This is a genomic window from Tolypothrix sp. PCC 7712, assembly GCF_025860405.1.
GTDB classification, from domain to species: Bacteria; Cyanobacteriota; Cyanobacteriia; order Cyanobacteriales; family Nostocaceae; genus Aulosira; species Aulosira diplosiphon.
Map to the genome: position 1 here is coordinate 3844454 of NZ_CP063785.1, position 14090 is coordinate 3858543.

Below are 14090 nucleotides of genomic sequence, written 5' to 3' on the forward strand. Positions count from 1 at the left end.
ACTTGATAATGCTGAAGATGGAAAAATTATGAATAATGGGTAATTAATCACTAGTCAATAGCACAAAGATAGCATTTAGTCAAGAATCAAGAGTGGGAGAGACGCGATTAATCGCGTCTTGATTATTTCTCTTTTATACTCTAAGTTCCTTGTTTGTAGCTTCTAGTTCTACTGACCACTGAACAACTACCCATTACCTATTATCAATTATCCTTGAGCAGCTTTAATGGACTTATCTACCAAAGCTTTGACTTTATCAACATCTTGCCAACCGAGAATTTCAGTTACTTTCTTTTCCAGATTTTTATAACTGCGGAAAAATTCAGCGATTTCATCCAAGCGGTGTGATGGTACATCCTTTAAAGATTGTACTTGGGCGTAGCGCGGATCTTTGTCAGGAACGCAAAGAATTTTTTCGTCGCGATCGCCACCATCAATCATTTCTAAGAAGCCAATGGGTCGTGCAGCAATTATACAACCAGGAAAGGTAGGTTCATCAATGATCACCATCCCATCTAGGGGATCGCCGTCATCAGCTAAAGTGTTGGGGACAAAGCCGTAGTCATAAGGATATTTTACCGACGAATAAAGTACCCGGTCTAAGGCAAAAGCTTGTAAGTCTTTGTCGAATTCGTATTTATTTTTACTCCCGCCTGCAATCTCAATCAGAACGTTGATGAGACCCGGTTTTGGTTGGGGTGGTATACGGGATAAATCCACAAACAAGCTCCTCTTATAAAACTGTACATCGGGGATATAAGCAATATTGCCTCCCCGTGTAGAATTTTAGGGCCAAGATGGACTTCAATACTACTTTAATTCAGGGGAAAAGGAGAAAGGGGAAAGGTTAAGGGTTATGGCTTTTCCTTTTACCAAAAAGTATTCTGTTGACAAAAATTGCGGCGATTCCTAAAGAATCGCCGCATATTGGCGCTGTATCATCAGCGCGTCAGATTATTCAACTGTTGTAGCGGACAGATGGTTAATGCTTCATCTCTCACCTGTTTACAGAGATTAGAAGCAATTGTTGTTGCTGAATTATCTGTTTCCGCTTTGGGTTTATTTAGTTGTGAATTGCGAGTCTGATCGTTTAATCCCCGCTTCTGGGTAGATTATAAGTCAGAGGCTGTTGATTGTTGTGTACATTTGTCGAAGAATAATGAGCAATGACAAATACAGGTAATGTCAGAGTCAGTAGAGCGATCGCGGTTCCCACAATGTCTGCCAACCTATGGGAATATGTATCGGTATTGGCAGACTGACTATTTGAATTCATACAAAAAATTTGAACTTCACCACTTCACTTTGAGCTTTACTCTCCGAGGAGAGCCTTGATCCTATTTTAACTACTTTTAGATGTAACCAGGGGATACATTTATAATCTTATCCAGTTTTACAAGTGTCATAATATTGCTGCGCTACAAAAGTCTTTTGATACAAAGTTCGACACGAACATTTTGGGCTTTGATGTGGTAGCTAAGATTAAATATCACTGGCTCTTCTTGTATCATTTTTGCTGCTTTTGATTTAGGATTTAGAGAATCATAAATTACATTTTTGCAGTTGAGTGCAGATGCAATTTTTCATCAACTTTGGGCTTGATTGCATTAGTATAACATCTGAAAAAGCTTTGTCTAAGGTAGTTTTAGGGATATGTGGTTAATTTGTGTTACTTAAAAACTTCACCGAAAAATCACTGATTATCTATTAATCATAGTGATATTCCACAGTGGTTATACTGAAACGACATCATGTTTTTAGATTAACTAATATTGTTGCTTTTTGTAACCAGAAATCGACACTGAATAAATACAGCTATATCTACCTGGTTCAGCATTATTAATTTAGTTAGGATGCTAAGAATATTCTCAATGCATGAGTAAATATTCCTAGTAATACTTTCTTATTTTGTCAATCTATATTTAGGTAGATCTGAAGATATTTAGATACTATATATCTACATAAATTTAGCAAATTTTCCAGCACTATATCCCACAATAATGCAGTGTTTGATCGTAGTTTTATCACAAATTGAGTATGAGGAAACCGCCGCTAATCTAGGGCGGTTTGGTTAAGCAATCGGAGGGTATTTATAGCTTAATTTGCTAATTTTCAAATTGTTGTAGCTAAGTTTGCACTTGGACAACTAACGTCTACCATAGGCAGTCATTGGTTCTTTAATAAAACGAATGTAAAGGTGTTTAAATGTGGATTTAATCACACGTGGCATTGCAAAATCGATAGGTACTAACTTGTCTGGTAATCGCCAATCTTCTATTTTGAGTAAATCAGGTTCTAAATGAGGAAAATCAATCTCAGTTAATTCTGGGCATAGTCCTAATCTTTGAGAAGCTGCGACTGTGGGTACTTGCTGGGGTGGGACATTGAGAATTTCTACCATTGCCCGATCTAAGGCAAACACATTTGATGCTGCTGCCAAAATACCTAATGCACGCGGTTCTCCATTACTAGGGCCATTGCCATCATGACCGATGATCCCATCTAAAATGGTTAAGCTGGGGTTAATAGCCTTCGCAGTTTCTACCAACATTTCTGCAAAGCGGTTGGCATCTTTACCGGCTTCCATGTGCCACCAAGCTTTCATTTTGCCGGGAACACAACCAAAGAGGTTTTTTACACCCAAAGTTAATGTTAGTTGAGCATGGGATTTAACTTTGGGTAAGTTAATCACCACATCCGCCGCCATTGCTTCTTTAGATAGCAACAGATGATTAAAATTTTCGCTGACGGTTTCGTAACGCTGACCGTGAAAATCGATAATTGGTAGGTGAAGTTCCTCAACAATTGGTGCATAGCCGTTGGCTATAGCCACACCCTTCGCACTCCCAAAAGCCGGACTATCTCCTAAAAACGGCTTACCGCCAACTTCCATTACCATCTGGGCAACTGTGTAAACCAATTCGGGGCGAGTAGTACACTCTTTACCAGGACGCGCACCTGTGAGTAAATTAGGTTTGAGCAAAACGCGATCGCCTCTCTTCACAAAAGCTGCTATCCCCCCAAAAGGTTCTAGCAGCGTTTCTAGTGACTCGCGTAAAGTCTCTCGTTCGTAAGAATTAGCACGGATTAAGCTGACAGATGGTTTTTGTGTCTGCATGGATTATTTAGACAATTAGTAAAGATAAAGAAAGAAGAAATTCTTCTTTCATATATCTTCCTACTATCTTTTTAATCTAGGTTGTCTGATTCTGGAGTGAGGGGTATGATACCGCTCATCTGTTCGAGATTTAACACAGTGGCTAATTCCGCTTCACTCATCAGCCCTTTCTCCAAAACAATCTGCCGTAAAGATTTGCCAGTTTCCAAAGATTCTTTTGCCACAGCCGCCGCATTTAGATAACCGATATGCGTATTTAAGGCGGTAACTAAAGCCAAACTACCTTCCGCGTATGCTAAACAGCGTTCTTGGTTAGCAGTAATTCCTTTGATGCAGCGTTCCGTAAGGGCAGCAATTGTATTGCCCAAAATTTCGATACTATGAATCAAATCATAGGCAATTAGCGGCATCATCACATTTAATTCTAATTGTCCCGCTTGGGCTGCCAGGGCGATCGCATTGTCGTAACCCATGACTTGAAAACATACCATTGATGTCATCTCTGCCATCACCGGATTGTATTTGCCTGGCATAATCGAAGAACCAGGTTGTACTGGTGGGAGTTGAATTTCCTTAAATCCAGTTTTTGGCCCCGAATCCATCAACCGCAAATCATGGGAAATTTTCACTAAATCCTGAGCTAAATTACGTACAGCACCAGAAACATTTACAAATGGTGCCATACTCTGCATTGCAGCCATGAGATGTGGCGCAGGTTGCAAAGGCGAGTTGAGTAATTCTGCTAGTACTTCCACCACCCGCGCCCGATAACGTGGATGAGTATTCATACCTGTACCAGCCGCACTTCCACCTAAACCCAACACCATTAAATCGCTAGAGGCTGTATAAATCCGGTTTTGATGTTCTGCAAGTATATACGCCCAAGCGCGAAAATTCTCGCCTAAGCGCACAGGAACAGCATCTTGCAAATGAGTTCTACCAGATTTGACAATATCCTGAAATTCTGCGGCTTTGGCTTCCAAGGCTGCGATCGCATTCTCTAAAGCTGGGTGTAATGTATGAGTCAGGGCCAATAAGCCACCAATGCGAATTGCCGTAGGGATGACATCATTGGTAGACTGCCCATAATTCACATGGTCATTAGGGCTGACACGCTTGTAGTTACCCTTTTCATCCCCCAGAATTTCCAAAGCGCGATTCGCCAGCACTTCATTAACATTCATGTGGTGCGAAGTCCCTGCACCGGCTTGATAAACATCAACCACAAATTGATCGCGCAATTTCCCTGCAAGTATCTCATCAGTGGCTTGTACAATCGCCTGACTGATTTCTTGGGGAATGCATCCCAATTCACCATTAACGATGGCAGTAGCTTTTTTAATTAATAAACAAGCATCTACGTAAGTAGAAAGCGGCTTCAGCCCGCTAATAGGGAAGTTTTCTATCGCCCGCAGCGTTTGGATACCGTAATAAACATTACTAGCAATTTGGCGATCGCCCATCGAATCGCGTTCGATGCGAAATTGGAAGTCTGCTTGTTGAGTCATAGTGCCGATAATTTAGACAATCTCAGAACAAAGATCATCCCACGGTTAGCGAAAGATATGGAAATCCATTTTTTGTCTCTGCGCTTTAACAATAATTTATTAGCATATTGGTATTAAGGAAATTTCTGATTAAATTTTGTGAGCTATAGGAATCCGCTTTGATTATTGAAAAATCTAAGTATGTGTAGGGTGTGTTATCACGAAGTGTAACGCACCGTATTCTCAGCTTTGGTGCGTTGCGCTACGCGACAACACACCCTACATCTAGTTCAGAAATCAAATATGAATCCTATAGTATTGATTTCTCAGGCTTTCATTCAAGAACAGGGTAATGGAAAACTCCGACACGAGGAGCAACTTGTTACCGAAGAACTAAGAGAACGTGGAATTCCCATTACTTTTTATACTCAAAAGCGTATTCACAGGCGACAACTTTCGCTTGATGAAAACTCTTTAGTTATGGGCGATATACCGTGTGTTTTAGGAGCATTAAAACAGCTTGGTATTCCAGAACCTTCACCAAATGATTATCCTCCATCTCTTCGCAAATTCATGCACCGTCGGATATGGACATCTACGCTTTTAGAGTTGGAACAAAGACTTCGCAACGCTAAATACTCTGCAATATTTGCTAAACCTGCTGTGCGTCGCAAACGCTTTACAGGTTGTGTCTTGGAATCAGAATATGATTTGTATCGAGTTTACGGAGTTTCGCGTCAGGAAAAGCTGCTGTGTTCAGAAGTAGTTTCTTGGCTGAGTGAGTATCGTGTTTATGTTGTTCACTCAGAAATTAGAAGTATCGATCATTATGATGGCAACGCCAATGTTTTACTAGATAGGGAAAAAATTCAGTTTGCTATCGAAACTCTCGATAATGCAGGAGAATCTTATGCAGGGTATGCAATTGATTTTGGAGTTTTAGATTCTGGCGAAACTGCTCTTATAGAGATGAACGATGGTTTTGCTATAGGAGCATATAACATTAATTGCAAAGATTACACAGACATGATTTTAGCAAGATGGGAGGAACTTCTATCTCAGCGTGTGACATAGGTTTTACTACTTTATAGTCAGAGACAAACAAGAGTTTTACCAAAAAATTGGGTCTAAAGCCCCGTGCTTCTAGCACGGCTTTTCTTCAACTTCCGGATCATCTCTCTAAGTACGTCATTTTGAGTGCGATCTGTTTCTTCGCAGTATTTCAAAAGCGTTTCATACTCTTCATTAGAGCATCGAACTGTTAATTTCTTCATGCCGTCATATTGCCGTCGTTTTATGGTATAATACTAGCATGAAAACACTGAAGTTTAAATTGTACGAACACAAAAGGAATAGACACCTCAAGCGCACAATCAACGCTGCTGGAGTGATTTATAACCATTGCATTGCTCTACATAAAAGGTATTACCGGATGTTTGGCAAGCATTTAAACTGTGCAAAACTTCAGGCTCATATCGCCAAATTAAGAAAGCGTAATTCTTTTTGGCAATCAGTAGGTTCTCAAGCAGCACAAGATATTTGTCAACGCATTGAGAAAGCTTACCAATTGTTTTTCAAACACAATAACAAAGGAGTAAGACCACCAGGATTTAAGAAGGTCAAGAAATACAAATCGTTCACCCTTAAGCAGGCAGGTTATAAGTTTTTGGGTGGAAATAGGGTAAAAATTGGTAGTCGAGTTTACCAGTTTTGGAAGTCCAGAGAAATTGAGGGAACAGTCAAAACCCTAACTATTAAACGCACCCCGTTAGGTGAGTTATTTATGGTTTTGGTTGTTGATGAGGGTAGCTCAGAAGTTGAAGTTAAGACGGGTAAAATCGCTGGCTTTGATTTTGGGTTAAAGACATTCCTCACTTGCTCAGACGGCACTAAAATTGAATCGCCCCAATTTTTCAAGCAATCCCTAAGCGCCATTAAAAAAGCAAGTTCGCGGCATTCCAAAAAGCTAAAAGGCTCATCTAACAGAGAACGAGCCAGAAAGAATTTAGTACGCAAGCATGAAGATATTTCCAACCGTCGGCGTGATTGGTTCTGGAAATTAGCTCATGAGCTAACAGATAGGTTCGATATTCTCTGTTTTGAGACTTTAAATCTCAAAGGAATGCAACGTCTTTGGGGCAGGCAAATATCAGACTTAGCGTTTGGTGAGTTTCTGCAAATCCTAGAATGGGTTGCCAAGAAGAAGAATAAACTGGTTGTCTTTATCGACCAGTGGTATCCAAGTAGCAAGACATGCTCTAATTGTAAACATATTCTAGAAAGTCTTGATTTGTCAGTTAGAGAGTGGCGTTGTCCTTCCTGTCAGTCAGTTAATGGAAGAGACGAAAACGCTAGTCGCAATATTTGTGCAGTCGGGGCATCGACTGTTGGCTTAGGTGATGTCAGACTGGCTACGCCAGCAATCGCTGTCTGAAGCTAGAATCCCCATGCCTTCAGGCTGGGGAGTATGTCAAGATTTATTGCCTAGCATCAACTACCAACCACAGACTTTTTAACCACTGACGAGGGTTAAAATAAACCCATAAACTACCAATACCTCAGCGAAATCATGTCCCTGGCTAGAGAATTAGAGACTACCCCAGCAGCTATCGAGGACATCACAGAAAATGTTATCTTTCCTCCAGGTGATTTATACTCTGATGAACCTCCCTTGGAAACCGAACTACATTTAGAGCAAATCATGCTCTTACTTAAATGTTTAAAATGGTTGTGGCGCGATCGCAATGATTTTTATGCTGCTGGTAACCTGACAATTTACTATAGTTACAATCAGCGCAAAGATGAAAAATTCCGAGGCCCAGATTTTTTTGTGGTTCTAGATACAGAACGCAAAACCCGTAAAAGTTGGGTAGTTTGGGAAGAAGATGGTAAATACCCGAATTTGATTTTAGAAATTCTCTCGGAATCAACAGCGAAGACAGACAGAGGATTGAAGAAAAAACTTTACCAAGATACTTTTCGGACTCCAGATTATTTCTGGTTTGATCCCTACACCTTAGAATTTGCAGGATTTCATTTAGTTGATGGTAAATATCAACCCCTAGAACCCAACAATCAAGGACATTTGTGGAGTCAACAGTTAGAGTTATATTTGGGTATTTATCAAGGCTTAGTAAGATTTTTTACCCCAGAAGGTGATTTAGTTCCGACACCAGAAGAAATCGCAGAATCAGAACGTCAGCAAAAAGAAATTGCTCAACAAAAAGCAGAAAGATTAGCTGCTAAGTTGCGAGAGTTGAATATCGATCCAGATACAATTTAGAACGTGGATGTAAGAATACCACTAAAATTATTAGGTTTCCAATTTTAATTTCAAGTTACAAATGACAAATGACAAATGACAAATAACAAATGACACCCTTTAGCAGCTATCGTTAATTGCAACGCTCTACTTAATTTAGAATTGCTGATGACCATACCCAACTGGATTACTTTTTCGCGCTTATTAGGAATACCATTTCTCCTTTACGGCTTATACAATCCTACAACCGAAGCTAAATGGATATGTCTAACAATCTTTCTAGTAGCTGCATTAACCGATTGGTTAGACGGCTATTTAGCAAGGAAACTCAACCAAGTTAGCGATTTAGGCAAATTTCTTGACCCTTTAGTTGATAAATTCTTAGTACTTGCGCCGTTGATGGTATTAATTGAATTAGGCAAAGTCCCCGCGTGGGGAGTGTTTCTCATCTTAGCGCGAGAATTAGCGATCGCAGGTTGGCGGGTGAATCAAACTCAAATTACTGGGGCGAATATTTGGGGTAAACTCAAAACTGTCAGTCAAATCATTGCGATCGCACTTTTAATTGCACCCTTATCACCAGATTGGCAAATTCCAGCCATAATTGCATTTTGGATTTCCGTAACTCTGACATTAATCTCTGGGGCAATTTATCTGCTACCCTCATCTGATTAAACTGCTGGTACTAAAATTTGCGATCAGCCTTCATCTACATTTCATTGATGCAACTCTACTGCGGTAGCCGATAAGCAATTTCAGCAATTTTAGATCTGACAGGTCTTTCTTTGTTGATTAATACTAGCTTCTGCCTAGTTCCCGTTACCGATGGCAGATTTTCTTGTTGCATCTCCCAAGCCAAAGTCGTATAGACAATGGCATCCAAGTCATTATACTGGGGTTGCCAACCCAATACCTGACTGATTTTATCAGCACAAGCTGTTACACAAGCTGGATCTCCAGGACGGCGTTCAGCTTCAATTACAGGGAAATCTACACCAGAAATCGCCTTTACTCTTTCAATTACTTGGCGCACACTGTAGCCTTTGCCATAGCCACAATTGAGAGTTTGGCTTTCTCCACCCGCCTCTAAATAGCGTAAAGCATCGACATGGGCAGAGGCTAAGTCTTCAACGTGAATATAATCTCTAATTCCTGTCCCATCAGGAGTGGGAAAATCTGTGCCAAAAATTTTGACTTCTGACTGACGTTTAAGTGCTGCATTACAAGCGGCTGCAATTAAGTGTGTTACATTGCGTAAACTTTGCCCTAGTCGCCCACCCGGATCTGCACCGCCCACATTAAAGTAGCGTAGAGTTACATACCGCATTCGAGACGCTAAACTGTGGTCTTGAATCAGCCATTCACTCATCAGCTTTGAGCGTCCATAGGGGTTAATTGGTAAAGTAGGTGTAGATTCGGTAACTGGGTTTTCTTCAGGTTCGCCGTAAACAGCGGCTGTACTAGAAAAAATAAATTGGTTAACGTCTAGAACATTACAGCATCGCAACAAATTTAGAGTATTGCGTGTATTGTTACTATAGTAGTCAAGAGGATGAGCCACGGATTCTGGTACAATTAGACTGGCAGCAAAGTGCAACACTGCGCCGAATCGGTGTTTGGCAAAAACTTGGTAAAGACGGTCTGTGTCTGCTAAATCACCAATAATTAACTCACCATTTAGTACTGCCTTTGGTGAACCTGTAGAACAATTGTCGTACACCACCACATCATATCCAGCTTCCCCTAATTGGCGCACGACGTGGGAACCAATATAACCTGCACCGCCAGTTACTAATACTTTCGTTTTCATCTACCTTTACCTAACAAAACGACCCTGACAGTTTTAAAGGCGATCGCAATATCTAACCATAAAGAATAATTTTTAATGTAATAGAGGTCGTAAGCTAGCTTTTGGGCAGCATCCTCCACTGAAGCACCGTAAGGATAAAGTACCTGTGCCCAGCCAGTAATTCCAGGTTTGACTAAATAACGTAGTTCATAATATGGAATAACTTCTTTAAGTTTGATATCAAACTCCGGTCGTTCTGGACGAGGGCCAATTAGACTCATATCTCCCCTCAACACATTAAAAATTTGTGGTAGTTCGTCAATCCGTAAAACTCGCAGCCAATACCCTACCCTGGTAATTCGTGGATCGCGTTGGCTTGCCCATTGTGCACCCCGCTTCTCAGCATCTTGATACATAGACCGAAATTTGTAAACCCTAAATGGTTTACCGTATAATCCTGTGCGTAATTGACTGTAAAAAACTGGGCCTGGACTATCCAATTTAATAGCCAGCATTGCCAATAGCATCAGGGGAAATAAAAATATCAGTAATAGGCTTGCCAGTATCAGGTCTATGACCCGCTTCACCTTCAAACTTATACCACCAGGCACCAAGTTAAAGCCAGCACTAAAAGCTAACCAGCTATCTTCTAGCACTGATGAGGGAAGTTTATACCATAGAGTTTCGCAAATATCTGGTAACCTGTATGTTGGGATACCTTGCAGCCTGAGTTGCATCAACTGCTGCACTTGGATATCAGAAAAATCCCTTGGGGTTGCAACTACTACCCCTGAAAGAGGCTGCTGCATCCAAGCTGACAAGTTATTCAGTCCGCCTCCGTAACTCAGATGCGATTCTGTTTTTGCTAATTCAGAGATGTCTTGGCTAGCTTCGGCAAGTACTACCAAGCGCCCTAATGGGTTATGTTCTAGGAACATTTGGGCAAATTTCATCCCACTCTCGCCACCTCCCAGCATCAACCACTGACTTTGCTCGGCGTGCGATCGCAACCACTTAACTGCCCATAATCTTAAAATCACCGCCCAGATAGTAAATATTCCCAGGCTGACTAGCAAAATACCTCTTCCCAGCAACGGATGCTGTCCCCAAGTTCCAGTTAAGTAAATTAGGGCAGAAGTAATGGCAGCAACTATAAAACTAGCTAGCAAGATCCGCGCTGGAGCACGCAAACCTGCTATTTGTGTGTCTGGATGATAAGTATCTGCCAGATAAAGCCCTGATAGAACCAGCAGCATAAATCCGCAAACCACTCCATCAAAACCTGTAATTGCCTGACCCAGACGTAACCAAAAGGCAACCCCTAAACAAACAACTAGGCCAAAAATATCTCCTACCAACAGTAATACAGGCATGAAGCGTGGGATTGTAATTACTTGAACGCTTCCCCTGTAAGTGTGAAATGGTATATTGAACATAAATATTTTATACTACTCTTAATTCCGAAGTAAACGAGCTATAGGTAGTAGATTTTTGCTGCTTAAATATGCCTAACCCTGAGTATTTATCAATAGAAATCTTGATTAGCAGTTGCCAATTTTCCTCTGCAAATTTGGCAAAGTTGATTAGCTCAGTTTCCGTTTAAGAGTATTTTAAGTGCTTCAGGGAGAATAACTAGTCCCTTTAATTACAAATAAAAATTACAAATAATCTAACATACAATAGAGTGATTTTTATAACAATTACTTTACATAACTTGTAATTTCTTAGTAGATGTTCTCGAGATATTTTTATTGCAAGGTATATACTGATGACACATAGCTTTTGGTTCTATGTAACTGGTGCTTTACCGATTACTTATTAGTCAAACTTTTAAGTATAAATATTAAAAGCCAATAAATAATATTTATGCATTGGCTAATTATATATAAATTATTCTTATAAATACCAGTGGATTTGTCAAACATAGTATTTATAGTGAATAAAGAACAGGAAATAGTATAGAATAATCGGGACGTTTTGGGAATCAAGACATTTGAGAGAAACTTTCTGATCAGAATATTTTGCGAATACTTCTGATCCATAGCAAGACTAGCCATACTCCTTTGGGTTAGTCACTAATTGTGTTGGTATAAATAATAGCGCCAACTCAATTTATCACTGGTTTTTCAGGAAATTGTTTTATGCCTACTAAGCAAGAAGAGCGTGAAGTCATTGATGTCCAACAGTATTGGACAGTTCTCAAAAGGCGTTGGCCAGTGACAACAGTTGTAATTGGCTCTGTGTTTGGCTTGACAGCCTTAGTAACCTTCCTTCAAAAACCAGTTTACGAATCACAAGCCAAACTATTATTTAACAAACAAAATGGAGTGTCATCACTGACTGGTTTGTCTTCCCAAGTAGGAGAACTGAGCGGTTTAACCAACCTCAGCAATCCAGTGGATACAGAAGCCGAGGTCATCCGCTCAAATCCTATCGTCCTCAAAACCATTACCAGCCTTGACCTCAAGGATAAATCTGGTAAACCACTGACAATTGAAAAGTTTCTGAAATTACTCAAATTGAAAACCATCCGGGGAACGGATGTCATGCAGCTTTCCTACCGCAGCACTAATCCGCAAGAAGCTGCATCTGTAATTAATTCCCTGATGAACTATTACTTAGAAAATAATGTTCGGACAAACCGCGCAGAAGCGAGGTCTGCAAGAGAATTTTTAAATCGGCAATTACCAGAGGTAGAGAAACGAGTTTTAAAGGCAGAAATGGCCTTGCGCCGATTTAAAGAAAAAAATAGGGTAGTTGCTCTAGATGTAGAAGCAAAAGTTGGTGTTGAAGGATTAAAAGAGCTAGCCGAGGAAATTACCAGAACTCAAGGGGAACTCACTGCTGCTAAAACTCGCTCTCTGGCTCTGCAAAATCAAATGAAATTGAATACAGATACCGCTGTTGAACTCACCACCTTAAGTCAATCTCCTGGGGTACAGCAAGTACTTACAGAATACCAAAAAGTACAAGACGAGTTAGCTGTGGCACGGACTCGCTTGACAGAAGACAACCCAAAAATTATCAATTTGGAGAATCAAGCAGTAGCTCTTAAAAACCAATTAGAAGGGAGAGTTGCTCAAACCATAGGCAATTCTGAGTATATGCCAGAGCAAAATTTGCAAATTGGCAACCTCAAGCAGACTTTAACTGAAAATTTAGTTAAATCAGAAGTAGAACGTTTAGCATTAACTAACCAAGTAGCAGAATTAAAGCAGGTACTTTTAGTCAACAAAAACCGATTGGATAGCTTACCTCGGCTGGAACAACAACAGCTACAGTTACAACGACAGTTGAAGGTAGCCCAAGTTACCTATGAACAACTGTCGAAGCAGTTACAAGAAGTTGAAGTTGTAGAAAACCAAAATGTTGGTAATGCAAGGGTCATATCTGAAGCTTTAGTTGCTGATAAGTCTGTTTCTCCAATTATTCCTCTAAACTTGGCACTAGGGGGAATTTTGGGAATTATATTGGGTGCAGGCACAGCACTGGTGTTGGAATCTATAGATAATTCCCTCAAGACTGTAGAAGAAGCCAAGCGACTTTTGGACTATCCTTTGCTGGGTGCAATTCCACAGGCTGAAAAAGCTAAAGGTAGTGAAGGTGTGGGAGAAGTAGAATTACCTGTACTCAACAATCCCTATTCACCAGTGTCTTCAGCTTTTGAGATGCTGCAAACTAATTTAAGTTTTAGCATTTCTGACAAGATGCTGAAAGTAATTGCCATAAGCAGTTCAATTCCTGGCGAAGGAAAATCTTTTGTAGCTGCTAACTTAGCAGTAGCAGTAGCCCAACTCGGACGGCGAGTATTGTTAGTGGATGCAGATATGCGTCGCCCTCGCCAGCATAAAATTTGGGAGCAAAATAACCTTGTAGGACTAAGTAATATTTTAGTCGGTCAAACTGAGTTACAAACTACCTCTAAAGAAGCTTTGATGACTCTGGATATTATTACGGCTGGGACAATTCCACCTAACCCGGCTGCACTTTTAAATTCTCAACGCATTGCTACATTTATTAAGGAAGCAACTCAAGAATATGACTTTGTAATTATCGACTGTCCACCTTTGACTTTGGTGGCTGATGCCTTGATGTTGAGTAAGTTGGTAGATGGAATTCTGCTGGTTGTACGTCCTGGTGTTGCTAATACTGGGTCAGTTAATGCTACCAAGATGTTGTTAGAGCAGTCTGGTCATCAGGTTTTGGGGATGGTAGCTAATGGTGTTACTCCTGAAAGTAGCTACGGTGGCTATTATGCAAAGAGTTATTACGGAGCAAAGCAATCTCACAAAAATGGGAAAGTTGATGCTTCAATATCAAAAATTCGGATTTTGTGAGCCTTTTTGCAATATTTTAGATGCCTCTGTGAATTAAATTTTGGTAAGTGCGATCGCGATAGAACATTAGAGATATAAGCAGACTTTAAACCTGGAA

The 14090-nt window shown here is 40.4% G+C and carries 12 protein-coding genes; 5 read left to right on the forward strand and 7 right to left on the reverse strand.

Annotation, left to right across the window (positions count from 1 at the left end; all coding sequences use genetic code 11):
* Positions 1-207 precede the first annotated feature (207 nt).
* From HGR01_RS15900 to HGR01_RS15915, 4 genes are all read right to left on the reverse strand, one after another.
* Positions 208-720: an inorganic diphosphatase gene (locus HGR01_RS15900; protein ID WP_045871833.1), complete on the reverse strand. Its 513-nt coding sequence runs from the start codon at positions 718-720 to the stop codon at positions 208-210.
* 370 nt (positions 721-1090) lie between these two features.
* Positions 1091-1276 (reverse strand): hypothetical protein, encoded by a 186-nt coding sequence (locus HGR01_RS15905; RefSeq protein ID WP_071989436.1) that lies wholly within the window; start codon positions 1274-1276, stop codon positions 1091-1093.
* An 870-nt stretch (positions 1277-2146) separates the two neighbouring features.
* Positions 2147-3118 carry a DUF362 domain-containing protein gene (locus tag HGR01_RS15910; RefSeq protein WP_045871832.1) on the reverse strand — a complete coding sequence of 324 codons (972 nt, stop codon included), beginning with the start codon at positions 3116-3118 and terminating at the stop codon, positions 2147-2149.
* Between the two features lie 71 nt (positions 3119-3189).
* On the reverse strand, positions 3190-4626 hold the full coding sequence (locus HGR01_RS15915; RefSeq protein ID WP_045871831.1) for an aspartate ammonia-lyase: 1437 nt from the start codon (positions 4624-4626) through the stop codon (positions 3190-3192).
* 282 nt (positions 4627-4908) lie between these two features.
* Between HGR01_RS15915 and HGR01_RS15920 the strand changes: the two genes are divergently transcribed.
* Entirely contained in the window at positions 4909-5679 is a 771-nt protein-coding gene (locus HGR01_RS15920) for an ATP-grasp domain-containing protein (protein WP_045871830.1), read from the forward strand.
* Positions 5680-5732: 53 nt separating this feature from the next.
* Here the strand turns inward: HGR01_RS15920 and HGR01_RS15925 are convergent, their stop codons facing one another.
* Positions 5733-5879: a ribbon-helix-helix protein, CopG family gene (locus tag HGR01_RS15925; protein WP_045868487.1), complete on the reverse strand. Its 147-nt coding sequence runs from the start codon at positions 5877-5879 to the stop codon at positions 5733-5735.
* Positions 5880-5917: 38 nt separating this feature from the next.
* Between HGR01_RS15925 and HGR01_RS15930 the strand changes: the two genes are divergently transcribed.
* The 3 genes from HGR01_RS15930 (at position 5918) to pgsA (ending at position 8542) form a co-directional block, all read left to right on the forward strand.
* Positions 5918-7039, forward strand: a complete 1122-nt coding sequence (locus HGR01_RS15930) for an RNA-guided endonuclease InsQ/TnpB family protein (RefSeq protein ID WP_045867859.1) — start codon at positions 5918-5920, stop codon at positions 7037-7039.
* Positions 7040-7174: 135 nt separating this feature from the next.
* Positions 7175-7888: a Uma2 family endonuclease gene (locus HGR01_RS15935; protein ID WP_045871829.1), complete on the forward strand. Its 714-nt coding sequence runs from the start codon at positions 7175-7177 to the stop codon at positions 7886-7888.
* A 147-nt stretch (positions 7889-8035) separates the two neighbouring features.
* Complete coding sequence (pgsA, locus tag HGR01_RS15940; protein WP_045871828.1) at positions 8036-8542, forward strand: CDP-diacylglycerol--glycerol-3-phosphate 3-phosphatidyltransferase; 507 nt, start codon at positions 8036-8038, stop codon at positions 8540-8542.
* A gap of 55 nt (positions 8543-8597) precedes the next feature.
* Here the strand turns inward: pgsA and galE are convergent, their stop codons facing one another.
* Together galE and HGR01_RS15950 are read right to left on the reverse strand one after the other, a co-directional pair.
* Positions 8598-9677, reverse strand: a complete 1080-nt coding sequence (gene galE, locus HGR01_RS15945; RefSeq protein ID WP_045871827.1) for a UDP-glucose 4-epimerase GalE — start codon at positions 9675-9677, stop codon at positions 8598-8600.
* Positions 9674-11029 carry a sugar transferase gene (locus tag HGR01_RS15950; protein ID WP_045871826.1) on the reverse strand — a complete coding sequence of 452 codons (1356 nt, stop codon included), beginning with the start codon at positions 11027-11029 and terminating at the stop codon, positions 9674-9676. Before HGR01_RS15950 ends, galE begins: the two co-directional genes overlap by 4 nt.
* Positions 11030-11797: 768 nt before the next feature.
* Between HGR01_RS15950 and HGR01_RS15955 the strand changes: the two genes are divergently transcribed.
* The gene (locus HGR01_RS15955; RefSeq protein WP_096621605.1) at positions 11798-13993 is read left to right on the forward strand and encodes a GumC family protein; all 2196 of its coding nucleotides are present in this window, start codon (positions 11798-11800) and stop codon (positions 13991-13993) included.
* The last annotated feature ends 97 nt before the right edge of the window (positions 13994-14090 follow it).

Bases quoted from the DNA above. Each gene is read 5' to 3' on its own strand.
- HGR01_RS15905 (WP_071989436.1), bottom strand. From the start codon at position 1,276: ATGAATTCAAATAGTCAGTCTGCCAATACCGATACATATTCCCATAGG.
- HGR01_RS15910 (WP_045871832.1), bottom strand. From the start codon at position 3,118: ATGCAGACACAAAAACCATCTGTCAGCTTAATCCGTGCTAATTCTTAC.
- HGR01_RS15915 (WP_045871831.1), bottom strand. From the start codon at position 4,626: ATGACTCAACAAGCAGACTTCCAATTTCGCATCGAACGCGATTCGATG.
- HGR01_RS15920 (WP_045871830.1), top strand. From the start codon at position 4,909: ATGAATCCTATAGTATTGATTTCTCAGGCTTTCATTCAAGAACAGGGT.
- HGR01_RS15925 (WP_045868487.1), bottom strand. From the start codon at position 5,879: ATGAAGAAATTAACAGTTCGATGCTCTAATGAAGAGTATGAAACGCTT.
- HGR01_RS15930 (WP_045867859.1), top strand. From the start codon at position 5,918: ATGAAAACACTGAAGTTTAAATTGTACGAACACAAAAGGAATAGACAC.
- HGR01_RS15935 (WP_045871829.1), top strand. From the start codon at position 7,175: ATGTCCCTGGCTAGAGAATTAGAGACTACCCCAGCAGCTATCGAGGAC.
- pgsA (WP_045871828.1), top strand. From the start codon at position 8,036: ATGACCATACCCAACTGGATTACTTTTTCGCGCTTATTAGGAATACCA.
- galE (WP_045871827.1), bottom strand. From the start codon at position 9,677: ATGAAAACGAAAGTATTAGTAACTGGCGGTGCAGGTTATATTGGTTCC.
- HGR01_RS15950 (WP_045871826.1), bottom strand. From the start codon at position 11,029: ATGCCTGTATTACTGTTGGTAGGAGATATTTTTGGCCTAGTTGTTTGT.
- HGR01_RS15955 (WP_096621605.1), top strand. From the start codon at position 11,798: ATGCCTACTAAGCAAGAAGAGCGTGAAGTCATTGATGTCCAACAGTAT.